A 13,579-nucleotide genomic window follows, 5' to 3' on the forward strand; every position below is an offset into this window, starting at 1 on the left:
TCCAGCGCCTTTTTTATTTCTTCGTTCGATCCGGAGTCTTAATTTCCCCACAAGCAATGCGTTTCCCAGAAGCTCCCGCAGGCTGGCTTTTATAATCATCCCCTTTTTCATGAATGATGATAGCCGTTCCACCCGTCTTTAGTAACGAGTTCGGTCCTTCTTCCAAGGTCACCATGGGATTTGTGGCTTCCAATTGCCCTTTGCCTTCCGGAAGAACTTCAATATTTTTCAAATCACCGGCATGAGGGCCGCCCCTCACATCAAAGCCATGTTTCTTTTTGTCAGGATTAAAATGATCACCTGCTGATTTGAAGTCAGGTCCTTGGCAAACCCCTTTTTCGTGAAAATGAGCTGCGTAAATTCCCGGGGGAAGATTGATCAAATTGATATGCACCCTCACTCCGTTTTTTTGCTGAGTCAGAATAAGGTCGCCGACTTGTTCACCTTTCGCGTTATTGATAATAACAGCGACAGGCTCCATTGGTTTTTCCACAGCCCATGCACTGCTTACACCCAACAGAATGAATGATATCAAAGACATTTTCATCACAGGCCTCCTCCGCACAAAATTTTTAGTAGAATTATTGGAGCACAAGAAGAACGACGAAGAACTTCATTTATTATTAAATCTCAGAAAGACCTTGTGAAAAATCAGAAGAGGTAGAAATAAAAAAGGGACCTTGCGGTCCCTTTTTAAATTCCGTCTTATGAGAAAAGACGTTTAAAGAATCCTGAGATCTTTTGTCCCAGTGATTTTTGCGCCACCACTGGAGCATGCTTCTTAGCATGTTGTGGGTGCGGCCCCTTGCGGTGCTCTTGTTTTCTGTGTTCCGGGCGTTTGCCGTCATGACGTCTTTGTGGGTGTTGTTGGTCAGGACGTTTTCCACCCTCGTGTTTTTTATGCTCTGGACGTGGTCCACCCGGACGATTTCCTTGAGCTGATCTTTGTTGATCACGATCACGAGGACCTTTTTCATGGCGACGTTGTTCTCCGCCACGACGCTCGCCTCTAGGGCCGCCGCTACCGCGACGTTCACCTCCGCCACGCTCGGGTCTGTCACCACGAGGAGCACGCGCGCGATCCAATGATTTTGGATAGTGACCTTCATGGTGATGAGACATCGCCTTGAAGTCCTTAATGAGCTGTTCGTTTTCCAAATAGCCCACTTCAATTTTGTGTTTCAAATAATCTTCGATGCGAGACAAAGCTTCGATGTCCTTGTCGCCCACCAAAGAGAATGCTTGGCCCGTTGTGCCCGCGCGACCTGTACGGCCGATACGGTGAACGTAAGACTCGCTGTCGTTAGGAAGTTCGTAGTTGATCACAAGATCCACACCTTTGATATCCAAACCACGCGCTGCCACGTCCGTCGCCACCAAGATGTTCATGTTGTTTTCAGCTTTGAACTGTTCAATCACGCGATTGCGTTGGGCTTGAGTCAAAAGACTTGAGATCGCCATCGCAGGGATGCCGTTATCCACCAAGAACTTCGCGATTTTTTCCACACTCAACTTGAAGTTTGTGAAGATGATCGCCTGTTTTGGATTGTGCACTTTTAGCAAAGACAAAAGATGCTGAGGCTTTTCGTCATTACCCACGTGGAAGATTTGGTCTTTCACGTTTTCAGCTTTGGCTTGATCGCGGCTGATGTTGATTTCAACCGGCTCAGAACCAAATTGGTAAGCGGTGTTCAAAACATCAAAGTTCAAAGTCGCGCTGAATACAAGGAACTGACGTTCACGAGGCACTCTTTGCAAGATGTACTTCATGTCGTCTTTGAAGCCCATGTCGAACATACGATCTGCTTCATCGAACACGATCGCGCGAACTTGTTTCAAATCCACTAAGTGTTCTTTGTAAAGATCAATCAAACGGCCTGGAGTTGCGACGATAAATTCAACGCCATTTTTAAGCGCCTCTTTTTGTTTGTCGTAACCTGTTCCACCGTAAATCGCAAAACCACGCAGACCTGAATCCACGCTGAATTTTGTGATGTTCTCTTGAACTTGTTCAGCCAACTCGCGAGTCGGAACCAAAATCAAAATAAAATTTTGTGGTTTCCAATCTTTGAAGGCTCTTTTGTCATTAATTGCTTTTTGTTCCTCTGTCGCGTCACCTGGTGCCGGACGAGCGCGAAGGATGCGCTCCATAAGAGGAATAACAAAAGCGGCGGTTTTTCCTGTGCCTGTTTGTGCAAGTCCTGCCACGTCCTTACCTTCAAGGATGTGAGGCATGGCTTGTTCCTGAATCGGTGTGCAATCCTCGTAATTTAACTTTTGGATTGCAGACAACAAACTAGGCTCTAAATTCAACTCTGAGAATTTCAACTTTTACTACTCCGGTATAAGCTCCCAAAGTACTTATCAAGGAGCGAAAAGTCAAAGCAGGTGCTTAAAAGCCGCCCACAAACATCTTAATGGCCTCGATGAAAGCCTGAGGTTGATCTGAGTGGACCCAGTGGCCCGCATTTGGAATTTCGACGCCCTTAATCATAGAATTGTGGACCAGCATTTTCTCAAAATTCTCACGGCTGAGCTCTTTGGAGTTCCCACCTCTCACCAAAAGAGTCGGAACTTTCAAGCTTTCGACCTCGGCCCAACGGTCCCCGACACGTCCTAAACGAACTGAGTCAATAATAGCTTGTTTAGAAAAGCGCCAGTCCACTGTCCCATTCGGTTTTTCCTCCATATTGGAGTAAAAATAGTTGGCCATGACCTGCACGTTCTCTCGGGTCTTTGCATTTTTAACAAAGTCCTCAAAGAAATAGCGTTTGGCCTCTTCACGAGTCGCAAAAGGACTTGGAACTAAATTCAACAAATATTCGTAATACTCATGAGCTTGCGGGTTGCCCTCGGGACCGATGTCCTCAATGACCAGATGACTCAAGTATTCGGGGAAACGAGAGGCAAAGTTTAATACGTTGCGACCACCCATAGAATGCCCAACAAGAATGAACTTATCCCAACCCAACTCGTCCACGATCTTTTTCAGGTCATTGGAGTAATCTTCGGGAGAGTAACCCGTTGGAGGTTGAAACGAACGGCCATGACCGCGTTGATCATAGGCCAAACAACGTTCCGTAGCCTCAAGGCCCGAGATGATTCGGCGCCAGTTTTGCCCATAGCCCATGAGACCATGCACAAAAATCCACTTTCGCCCGTCTTCGGGGCCATAAAAATGATGGTAAAAATTTGCTAGATAAGACATGGCCTTTTTATACCCCCGAGAAAAGGTCTCAACAACGTTTGAATTTTGATGCGAAGGGATGTAGATTCAGCCTCGATGATATCTCAGCAAAAGCCCCAGCTCCATGAGGACTGGATCGACAACTATGCATTACGAATTGTCCGAAGTCTGCAAGACGCCGGATTTGAAACCTACCTCGTCGGTGGCTGTGTTCGCGATTTGCTTGTGGGCATCCACCCTAAAGACTTCGATATTGCAACCAACGCTCTTCCCAATCAGGTTCGCAAAAAAGTTCCTAATGCTTATGTGATTGGCCGTCGCTTTAAGCTCGTTCTTGTGAAGCGTGGCGATCAACAATTTGAAGTCGCAACTTTCCGCCGCAATGTAACTCCTGAAGAGCTGACCGCCCTGGGCGATGACACTGTTGAGGGTGACAACTATTTCGGAACGGTCGAGGAAGATGCTCAACGCCGCGACTTCACTGCCAACGCCGTATTCTATGATCCTGTTCAGCACAAATTGATCGACCACTGCGGTGGAATTCAAGACATTCAAGATCGCGTGCTGCGCATGATTGGTGATCCGAAAGAAAGATTCATTGAAGATCCGATCCGCATCTTGCGTGCGATTCGCCTTTCTCACAAATTGCATTTTTCTATTGAGTCTTCCATGCGCGCAGCGATTGCTGAATGCAGTGTTGAATTGAAGAAATCTGTTTTGCCTCGCCGTCGTGAAGAATGGCTGAAGTTCTTGCGTTTGAGTGAACCTCATCGCGCCTTCATGGAGCTTTTTGATTTGCACATCATGGAGCAAATTCTTCCAGGCTTGCAGTCCGTCTTTGTTGATCCGGTCAAAATGGAGACTTTTGAAATCCATTTAGCCCGCATCAACTCGGCACAAATCGACAAGTCCAACCCGACAGAGTTGTTCTCTGGATTTATGCTGGCATTTATGAAAGCACAATACGGAGAAGAACCTTGGAATCACGATGACCTATTGAATGATCCGAAGCTTGCGTATTTTATGCGTGAAGAAATCGGCGTCTTCAAACAAGAGTCTGCGATTTTCTTTAAAGCTTTGCACATCATGCAGGGACTTCACCGCATCGAAAACTACTCTCGTAAGGGCGAGCGCCGTCAGATGGCGTTCGTTCACAACGAAGCCTTCGGTTTAGCGATGAAACTGGCAATCATGGATTACTCTTTGTCCGGAGCCCAACTGACATACTGGCTTCAACAAGTTGAAAAGTACAAAGGCGGACTTCCGCACAAGCCGACTGAAGAAACTCAGCACTAGGCGAGCGTTCCCTCGTGAAATAATCTCATTCTAATACATGGAGCTTCGATTTGAGGCTCCCATCTTGCTACGTCTCAATACTCATAAGATAATCAAATTGTGTAACCCTTAAGGAGTCGTCTCAATCTGGCGTAAGCCAATTTGCAACAACGAGACTCCAAGGAAAGGTTAGCGATGGGACAAGACAATAAGAAGAACACGTTTTTGATCATCAGTGGAGACAAGACCCGCATTCAACGTTGCACCGATGTCCTGACCAGAAATTTCGAGAACAGCTCCGTCTTTCATGGCGCCGAGTGGTTTGAAGCCAAATACAAACTCGACAACGTTCATCCAAAAGCCGTCTTAGTTGACGAGTACCTTCCTAAAGGTTCCGGCTTTGATATCGTTACGAAAATTCTTAAAGAAAAAAACAACAAAGACATCGCCATCATTGTGATGTCTTACGTCGCAGATCATGACCTCTTTGCTTCGGAAGTGGCTTCAGGCCGCGTGCAGTTTTTAACAGAGCCGGATCGAGAACAAGCTTTGGTGGATTGCATTTCAAAAATCGTTTCACCTAAGAAGAACGACGATCAACCTCAGTATGAGCTGAAACAACTGCAACCGGGTGAAGTGCTTTTTAAAGAAGGCGATAGTACGGAGCTTGCCTATATTGTTAAAAAAGGAAGCTTGCGAGCCTACTGCTTAGGTCACGACGGTGATAAGGTGATGCTCGGTGAAATCATGGCGGGAGAATTCGTCGGAGAAATGGGTCACTTTAATCATGACCCTCGCTCTGCCACCGTGGAAGCGATCACCGAAGTGGAATTAATCGCGATTCCGAATAGGTCCTTAGACAACGTGATTTTTGCGCGCCCTTCGTGGGCCAAAGCCCTTGTGAAAACACTTTCACAAAGGCTTAAGAAGGCCAACAAAGCCCTCACTGGTTAGGGCTTTTTATTTCCTAACTTTTCCCACAAATAAGTGAACTCCAAAGTATTCCATAAAATACTTTGTTCGAGGTTGGCAGTTCGTGCGTGCCCGCCTTCCGTATTTTCGTAATAGAACAGTGCATGTCCTTGCTCTCTCATCTTTGCAACCATTTTACGTGCATGTCCTGGATGAACACGGTCGTCTTTGGTGCTCGTCATAAAGAAGGCTTCTGGATATTTCCCTTGAGCACTGACCTTTTGATACGGAGAATATTTTAAAATCGCCTCACGCATTTTAGGATCGTCGGGATTTCCGTATTCATCCATCCAGCTCGCCCCTGCTAATAACTTGTGATAGCGAAGCATATCAAGAAGTGGAACTTGGCAAAGAACGGCGTTGAAAAGATCCGGTCTTGCAACAAATGTCGCTCCCGTAAGAAGTCCTCCGTTAGATCCACCACGAATTCCTAAATGCTGTGAAGAGGTGATTTTACGACGGATCAGATCTTCGGCGATCGCAATATAGTCTTCAAAAACCTTGTAACGGTTTTCTTTAAGAACAGCCTGATGCCAAGCCGGACCAAACTCTCCTCCACCGCGCAAATTTGACAAGACATATACGCCACCTCTTTCCAACCATGCTTTACCTAGGACGCCATTGTAAGAAGGCTGCATAGAAGCTTCAAAGCCGCCGTATCCGTAAAGGAGTGTTGGATTGGTTCCGTTTTTGCTAAGGGAATTTTTTGAAACCACAAAGTACGGAATTTTAGTTCCATCTTTGCTGGTCGCCTCAAAACGCTCCGTGTGCATGCCGTTCGCGTTAAAGCGCTCCGGAGATTTCTTAAGAAGTTCAAAGTGATTTTTAGAATCGTCGGCACTTGCCACATAATTCGATGATGGCGTCAGGAAATCTGTGTACACGGCAAGATAACGTTCACTTTCGTCTTCCGTGGACGTGACCATGGCCATGCCATTTTTACCCAAAGACACTTCTTCAGACATCCACTTATTCGGTCCCTGATAAGACACCTTCACGATTTTAGAAAGAACGTTGTCGATGGTTGAAAGCATCAGATAGTTTTTAGTTGAACTCGTCCATTGCAAAAACTTCTTCTCTGTCGGAGCAAACACCAACTGCAATGAATCCTGAGCTTTATCACCCTCGGAAATCTTTTCTAAAGGCATCGCAACCAAGCTGCCCTTTTTAAACTTTCCTAGATCTGAGCGAAGAACGTACAATAAATGACCTTTAAAGACGCCATTAAATTCTGAATCCGTTGGCATCGGAATCCTTGTGCGTTGACCTTTTTCATCCTCATACCAATCTTTACCTTCATAGAAAGAAAGACGATGGGAGTGAAAAATATATTTTTTTTCGGGATTGAACTGCACCCAGCTATACGCTGACATGTCGGTCTTTTGTCCCTCGTTCACAGTCTTGGCATCAGAAAGAGGAGTCCCGCGTTTCCATTCCTTGATGATGCGTGGATAGCCTGAATCTGTCATAGAACCCGGTCCGAAATCAGTTCCGACAAAAACAGTGTTCTCGTCCTTCCAAGATAGCGCATTTTTTGCTTCAGGCACTACAAAGCCGTCTTTAACAAACTCTTTAGTTTTCAGATTGAACTCACGAACCACCGTGGCATCTTTTCCACCTCGAGATAAATGAATAAAAGATCTTTCATACTTTGGAGGAAGCTCTGATGACCACTTCCACACCCAATTTTCTTTTTCTTTCTTGGCTAACGCATCCAAATCCAAGATCACTTCCCACTGAGGAGTTCCTGTCTTGTAACTTTGAATCGTGGTCTTGCGCCAAATACCACGGACGTGCTTTTCATCTTGCCAGAAGTTATAGAGCTCCCCATTCATGAGTTTCACTTCAGGAACGCGATCTTTCGCCAAAACAATTTTACGAATCTCTTTTTCAAGAGATTTAAAAAGAGGATCTTTTTTGAAATGATCCAAAGTTTTTTTATTTTCGTCTTTGGCAAACTTCAAAGCCTTCTCGCCCTCAACTTCTTCCAACCACAAATAAGGGTCGTCACCGTCATTGGTAGCATTCGTTTGCAGAGGTTTTGATTTGCAAGCCCCTAACATCATTAAAGGCATAAGAAGAAACCACTTTGGAAATTTCATAGAAGACTCCTGTTGGTTGGCAGGAGTCTATTCTAAGGAAGACCCTCTTAAGGGTTCAAGGATTTAATAAAGGCCTCGACTTGAGGAAGCACCTGATCGAATTCTTTTTCGTGGAAATCCAGGGACGAGCGCATCATTTCCGGCGGCATTTGACGGGTTTTCAGTTTCAACCAGAAAGAACTCTCTGAAGGGCTGGAAAGATTCAACATGGTCCCACGCATTTCTCCCAACATTTCTTTCCCACTTTCTTTTTGAAATTGCGTGTGGCACATAGCGCAGTTCTTTTTCACAAAGGGAACCAAGGGCTCAAATGCCTGCAATGTTTTCTCCGTGAACCCGCCAACCACGAGGTCCTCTGGAGTAATAACGGCCTTTTCTCCTTTTGAAATTCTTAAAACAGCCCCGTTTTTATCATCAAGAACTAAAATAGATCCATCGTTCATCTCTGTCAGCCCTGTGGGAGCTCCACGCGGGCGAACGCCTTCCAATGCCTTCCAGCCAAAAACAATTTCCTGATATTGCGTATCCGTCGGAACACCTTTTTCATCAATTGGATATGCCACAATACGATGTCCATACTTTTGATAACCATGCCATCCCACTAAAAGTTTTCCCTTCAGTGACGGCAATAGTTCGCCTCGATAATATAAAAGTCCCAAAGGCGCTGTATGACCTGGCATAAATACTTTCGGTAAAGCAAATTGTTTTGCGCACATCTCTGGCGTCACTTTGCCTTGGAAATTAGGTGCGACTTCGCCACGAGAATGGCAGTACGGCCAACCATAGTGACGACCTTCCTCAAGAATATTGAGTTCTTCATAGGGCTTGTCTTCTTCAGCCAAGTCGATGCCGTTTTCACCTTGAATCACTAAGCCTGAAATCGGGTGCACGGCCAAAGCCATGGAGTTACGAAGACCGCGGGCAAAGGGAGCCACCTTCACAGCTTTTCTTTGGGCGTCGTTACTCAAATTTACTTTCCACACAGCTGCACTGGCCAAAGGACTTTCCGATTGAATGCACTTGCCATTTTCATCGAGTGTCTTCAGTCCCGAACCGCAGTCATCTGAAGGCGCACCAATATTGATATACATCTCAGTGAAATTACCATTCACAGCCATTTGAATGAGGGGATGTTTGTTTTTATATTTTGTTGCCATGGAGTTGTATTCTCCGGCACTCATATACTCATCTTTGCGGAAGATAGATTTTGCAAAATCATTCACAACAACTTCAGGAGTCGTATCAATATTGAATTGTCCTGTCTTAGAGTCACGGGGTTGAAAGCGAATCACCGCCGTCGGAGTTCCCACATACAAACGCCCTTCCGGATCCATAACCACACCATTGGGCATCGTGAGTTTTTTTGTTGGAAATAAATTAACAACTGCTGTTTTCTCTACGCCTTGAGAATCTTTCCCGCGATAGATCGCATAGATTGTGCCTTTTCCAAAAGCCCAACCGCCCATCTCAGAAACATAGGTGACACCTTCTTTAGATTGAACGGCATAGCGAGGCATTTTTAGACCATCTTGTTTCGCCGCAAGGATACCCACACACATTCCGTCGGGAGTCGCCACCTTGACCTGCGGAAGACCGTCACAAAGAACCGCAGGGTCGATACGGTAACCTGATTTTTCAATGACCTCAGCCTGAGCTGTGACGCCAGAAAAAGCGGTTACAAGAGCGATCCATTTTGAGACAAGAGTTTTTGTATTCATAACTCGGTCCTTTCGAAGGGAAATCCTTCAAAGAACAGAGCAAAAAACACGCCCTTTAAACCGAATTACTTTTATTTGGAGTCTCTCGAAATGAGAAACAGCAAACTTGCGCCCATTTTTGTTATGCACTGATAAAACTAATTATCTAACGACTCGTACACCTGGCAATGACGCAAAATCATTATCGAGAGTTAAAAGGGGAACATTATTAATACGAGCACAAGCCAAAACCATGGAGTCGGTCATGCCCATAACAGATAATTGATCGATGTCAATATCGTTGAACGATGGCTCTGCCGACGGGCAGAACCATATATTTGATTTAGGCAGCGTTGCGAGTTTGGATTTGACCCAGTAAATCGCCCGCGATTCTATCGAGGGGAAGAATCTTATCTGCCGCGCCCAGTGCGACAGCGGCGGCTGGCATCCCGTAAACAACACAGGTTTCTTCATTCTGAGCTACGGTGTAAGCACCGGCGTTTTTCATCTCTAACAAACCTTCAGCGCCGTCTTTGCCCATGCCCGTAAGAACAACACCCAAGGCATTCTTACCCACATATTTTGCAACGGATTTCATAAGATAATCTGCTGCCGGACGAACACTGTGCAAAGCGGGTCCTTGATGAAGTTTCACATAGTAAAAGGCACCACTGCGTGTGATTTCCATGTGATAGTTTCCTGGAGCAATCAACACGCGGCCGGGAACAACTTGATCTCCCTCTTGAGCTTCTTTCACTTCAAAAGGAAACATGTTGTTCAAGTTTTCAGCGAAAGATTTCGTAAATCCAGGAGGCATATGCTGAACAATCAAAGTTCCTGGGATATCCGCTGGCATTCCGCTCAGGAATACTTTCAAGGCTTCCGTTCCACCTGTGGAAGAAGCCACCGCGATCAATTGGTGAGTCGTTCTTGCCATTGACGTTGGAGCCACCTTTTGTACAGGCCCTGACGTAGGAACCACTTTTTTAACTGGGTTGATACGGGCTTTTGCCACGGCTTTTACTTTTTCGATAATAGCCTGGGACAAAGTTTCCAAACTTTGGCTGACGTCAATGGAAGGTTTTTCCATGATCTCAATCGCACCGGCCTCAAGCGCGCGCAGATAGGTTTCAGAACCCGTCTTGGCCAAGCTCGAGAAGATGATCGTGCGAGTTGGAAAGTGCTGCATGACTTTTTCAAGGAAGCTGATGCCGTCCATACGAGGCATCTCCACATCCAAAGTCATCACGTCTGGTTTCAAACTTACCAGTTTGTCTCTAGCGATGTAAGGATCTGAAGCTGTTCCCACAACTTCAATATCCGGAGAAGAGCTAAAAATTTTCTCAAGCAGTTTACGAATCACTGCGGAATCATCAACAATCAATATACGGATCTTTTGAGCCATAATGGGCCTCTATTCCTTAAATCTTTTGGTACACAGCTCTGGAAAGTGGTTTTAATTGCAGGTGTTTCACGTTCCCAGATTCCGAGTGACCCAGAATCAAATATCCACCCGGCGCAAGACAAGCCACCAAATTGTCGATAACTTTTTTCGTTGTCGGTTCATCAAAATAAATCAAAACGTTTCGGCAAAAGATCACGTGGAACTTGTGCTGAAATTCGTATTTTGGATTCATCAAATTAAAAGGCGCGAAGCGGATCATATTGTGAATCTGATCCTTGGCTCTCCAAAACTCATCGCCTTGAGACTTCACTTTATCGAAGTACTTGTGGCGTTGCGCCGGAGGCAAACCTTGCATTTCTCGCTCTTCATACGTTCCCGAAGAAGCTTTTTTCAGAACTTGCAAATCAATATCTGTCGCCAGCAAACGCACTTTTTGCGTAGGACTTTCACCCAAAGCTTCACACGCCGTCATTGCAATCGTGTAGGGCTCTTGTCCGGTACTTGCAGCCGCACACCAAATACGCACATCAGAACCAAATTTGCGTGACAGATCCGGCAACACTCCCGCCAGGAAGTCGAAGTGATTCGATTCACGATAGAACGAAGTCATGTTCGTCGTCAGTGCCGAAATAAATTCGGACACCAACTCGGAGCTTCCTTTGTCGATCATCGCCCAATACTCTTCGTAAGTTTTCAAAGAGTGGCGTCTTAGAAGTTTCACAATACGATTGCGGATCAAAGCATGATTCTTGGGAGTTAGTGGAAGATCCACACCCGCAAGTTCATACATGCGCTCCGCAAATTTCGTAAACATTTTATCCGTCAGCTTGATCTCTTCAAAATCGTAAAGAGATCCCACCAATTCGTTCTTTTTTACAGCCGTCATGCTGCGATCTCCCGGCCTTTGGAAACATTGCTAACCAAAGCTCCTGGTTCAAGAATAAGGACCGTGCGACCGTCTCCAAGAATTGCGGCACCTGCAACTTCCGGAATGTCTTGACCTGTCGTGATTGGTTTTACAACCACCTGAGCCTGACCTAAAACATCGTCCACAGGGAAAGCCATTTGGCCTGTCATAGATTCAATAATCACCAACATCGTTTCTTCACGACGAGCACTCAATGAGTTCTCGCGTTTTGCCATCAATTGTTGGTCACGCTTATTCAAGTTCCAGTTGATAGAACCCAAAGTTTTAGAAACATCGATCACTGGAAGCAACAAGCCACGAATGCTCGCCACCTTTCCAGCGCCTGAAATATGCGTGTAGTCTTTTGGAAGAACGCGCACGATTTCGCGAATAGAGTGAATGGGTAAGATGTAACGAGCGCCATCTAAAGCCACGATAATACCGTCAGTGATCGCCGTGCTTAGAGGGATCGTCAAACGGAACGTCGTTCCTTGGCCCGCTTTCGAGAAGATATTGATCTTCCCGTTAATTTTATCCAAGTTGGATTTCACAACGTCCAAACCCACACCACGACCTGAAAGATCCGAAATCTTGTCTGCTGTTGAAAAACCTGGTTGGAAAATATATTGGAAAACTTGTTCATCCGGAATCGTCGCAGGATCCACGCCCGCAGGAACGAAACCTCTTTCAATGGCTTTGCTCAAAACTTTTTCACGGTTGATACCGCCACCATCATCACAGATTTCGATAATGACGTTTCCACCGGATTGTTTTGCCGAAACAACAACTTTCGCAGTAACAGACTTGCCTCTTTCCAAGCGTGTTTCTTTTTTCTCAACCCCATGGTCCATCGAGTTACGAACCAAATGTACGAGAGGATCACCGAGCAATTCAAACACTGTTCTTTCAACCTCAGTCTCTTCACCGATAAGTTGCAAATCCACAGGTTTATCCAGACTCAAAGACACGTCACGAACGATCCTTTGAATTTTAATAAACATGGATTTCAATGGCGTCATGCGGATGCTCAATGTTTTTTCATAGAGTTCACGCACAGCTTTATCCAATTGATCTACGATGGCTTCCAAACGAAGGTTTACACCACTGCGCACAGTTTCATCGTGAACCAATTGATTCTTCAAAACAACAAGCTCACCCACGGCATCAAGAACGGAATCCACACGACCCGTATCAACTTTAATCGCACTCGTTTGTTTTGCCGGAGCCTTGCCAGATCCACCGCCACCATTGTTCGAAGCCACCGCCGGTTCCGCCTTAGGTGCCGCTTTCGGACTTTCAGAAACAACTTTTAATGCCGGAGCAGGAGCCGCAACCGCCGCAGCTGCCTTCTTTTCTTGTTCTTCTTTAGCATAGAATTCAGCTTGGTCTTCAGGAGATAATTGAGCCAAAAGTTCCGCCAAAAGATCATGATTGGTTACATCGTCACACGCTTCTGCCACCGGAGCTGGAGTAGAATTCGCAAAGAAATCATCAGGAACTTGTTCTTTCACTTCTTCTTCTGCCGCCGCATGGGCCGCAGGTTTATTGCGCGAAGAAGGTTTGCCAGAAAGTTCTTCTGTTAATTGCACCAACTGTTCGCGCAAAACTGTTGTATCCCACGGAAGATTTTTACCTTGCTGCAAAGATCCAATGCGATTTTTAAGTTCGTCACCAGATTGCAATAAAAGGGAAATGGCATTTGAATTCACCAACTCCGGACGTGAACGTAAAAGATCCAAAAGATCTTCCATCACATGGGCAAACTTGGAAAGGTCCGTCAAACCGACAGCAGCGGCTCCGCCTTTTACTGAGTGAGCGACACGGAAAATATCAGTCAGATCCTTCGCGGGATCTTCACTGTTCTCAAGCCTCATCATGTATTCTTCGTATTGTTCCAGCATGAACGCAGATTCATTGAGGAAATCCATCTGCAGTTCTTCGAAAAAGGCATTATCACCGCTCATGTGTGCTCCATTATCATTGAAAAATCACAAGAAATTATCGGATGATAGGTGTGCTTACTATTTCCATCGT

Annotated in this window: 10 protein-coding genes; 2 read left to right on the forward strand and 8 right to left on the reverse strand. The window is 45.6% G+C overall.

The genetic code is table 11. The features are described 5' to 3' along the window. Positions 1-13 precede the first annotated feature (13 nt). The 3 genes from ACL934_RS17465 to ACL934_RS17475 form a co-directional block, all read right to left on the reverse strand. Positions 14-541, reverse strand: a complete 528-nt coding sequence (locus tag ACL934_RS17465; protein ID WP_374075681.1) for a superoxide dismutase family protein — start codon at positions 539-541, stop codon at positions 14-16. Between the two features lie 164 nt (positions 542-705). Further along, complete coding sequence (locus tag ACL934_RS17470) at positions 706-2,328, reverse strand: DEAD/DEAH box helicase (RefSeq protein ID WP_374075683.1); 1,623 nt, start codon at positions 2,326-2,328, stop codon at positions 706-708. Positions 2,329-2,392: 64 nt separating this feature from the next. Next, complete coding sequence (locus ACL934_RS17475; protein ID WP_374075684.1) at positions 2,393-3,208, reverse strand: alpha/beta fold hydrolase; 816 nt, start codon at positions 3,206-3,208, stop codon at positions 2,393-2,395. Positions 3,209-3,283: 75 nt separating this feature from the next. On the opposite strand from ACL934_RS17475, the gene ACL934_RS17480 reads away from it, so the two are divergent. Then, positions 3,284-4,483, forward strand: coding sequence for a poly(A) polymerase (locus ACL934_RS17480; RefSeq protein ID WP_374075686.1), 1,200 nt, complete (start codon positions 3,284-3,286; stop codon positions 4,481-4,483). Positions 4,484-4,657: 174 nt separating this feature from the next. Next, positions 4,658-5,416: a cyclic nucleotide-binding domain-containing protein gene (locus tag ACL934_RS17485; protein WP_374075687.1), complete on the forward strand. Its 759-nt coding sequence runs from the start codon at positions 4,658-4,660 to the stop codon at positions 5,414-5,416. On the opposite strand, the gene ACL934_RS17490 is transcribed toward ACL934_RS17485, so the two are convergent. The 5 genes from ACL934_RS17490 to ACL934_RS17510 form a co-directional block, all read right to left on the reverse strand. Next, a complete protein-coding gene (locus ACL934_RS17490; RefSeq protein WP_374075689.1) occupies positions 5,413-7,536 on the reverse strand; it encodes a prolyl oligopeptidase family serine peptidase in 2,124 nt (707 codons plus the stop codon). The genes ACL934_RS17485 and ACL934_RS17490 overlap by 4 nt on opposite strands. 47 nt (positions 7,537-7,583) lie before the next feature. Next, positions 7,584-9,254, reverse strand: coding sequence for a PQQ-dependent sugar dehydrogenase (locus ACL934_RS17495; protein ID WP_374075690.1), 1,671 nt, complete (start codon positions 9,252-9,254; stop codon positions 7,584-7,586). Positions 9,255-9,576: 322 nt separating this feature from the next. Beyond that, a complete protein-coding gene (locus tag ACL934_RS17500; protein ID WP_374075692.1) occupies positions 9,577-10,638 on the reverse strand; it encodes a protein-glutamate methylesterase/protein-glutamine glutaminase in 1,062 nt (353 codons plus the stop codon). 16 nt (positions 10,639-10,654) lie between these two features. Then, positions 10,655-11,524 (reverse strand): CheR family methyltransferase, encoded by an 870-nt coding sequence (locus ACL934_RS17505; protein ID WP_413612665.1) that lies wholly within the window; start codon positions 11,522-11,524, stop codon positions 10,655-10,657. Beyond that, complete coding sequence (locus ACL934_RS17510) at positions 11,521-13,509, reverse strand: chemotaxis protein CheA (protein WP_374075697.1); 1,989 nt, start codon at positions 13,507-13,509, stop codon at positions 11,521-11,523. Before ACL934_RS17510 ends, ACL934_RS17505 begins: the two co-directional genes overlap by 4 nt. Between the last annotated feature and the right edge of the window lie 70 nt (positions 13,510-13,579).

Origin of the sequence: Bdellovibrio sp. HCB-110 (assembly GCF_047323225.1) — a bacterium.
GTDB lineage: Bacteria > Bdellovibrionota > Bdellovibrionia > Bdellovibrionales > Bdellovibrionaceae > Bdellovibrio.

What these genes read in the sequence shown, in the direction of transcription:
- ACL934_RS17465 (WP_374075681.1), bottom strand. Translation starts at nt 541, where the DNA reads ATGTCTTTGATATCATTCATTCTGTTGGGTGTAAGCAGTGCATGGGCT.
- ACL934_RS17475 (WP_374075684.1), bottom strand. Translation starts at nt 3,208, where the DNA reads ATGTCTTATCTAGCAAATTTTTACCATCATTTTTATGGCCCCGAAGAC.
- ACL934_RS17480 (WP_374075686.1), top strand. Translation starts at nt 3,284, where the DNA reads ATGATATCTCAGCAAAAGCCCCAGCTCCATGAGGACTGGATCGACAAC.
- ACL934_RS17485 (WP_374075687.1), top strand. Translation starts at nt 4,658, where the DNA reads ATGGGACAAGACAATAAGAAGAACACGTTTTTGATCATCAGTGGAGAC.
- ACL934_RS17490 (WP_374075689.1), bottom strand. Translation starts at nt 7,536, where the DNA reads ATGAAATTTCCAAAGTGGTTTCTTCTTATGCCTTTAATGATGTTAGGG.
- ACL934_RS17495 (WP_374075690.1), bottom strand. Translation starts at nt 9,254, where the DNA reads ATGAATACAAAAACTCTTGTCTCAAAATGGATCGCTCTTGTAACCGCT.
- ACL934_RS17500 (WP_374075692.1), bottom strand. Translation starts at nt 10,638, where the DNA reads ATGGCTCAAAAGATCCGTATATTGATTGTTGATGATTCCGCAGTGATT.
- ACL934_RS17505 (WP_413612665.1), bottom strand. Translation starts at nt 11,524, where the DNA reads ATGACGGCTGTAAAAAAGAACGAATTGGTGGGATCTCTTTACGATTTT.
- ACL934_RS17510 (WP_374075697.1), bottom strand. Translation starts at nt 13,509, where the DNA reads ATGAGCGGTGATAATGCCTTTTTCGAAGAACTGCAGATGGATTTCCTC.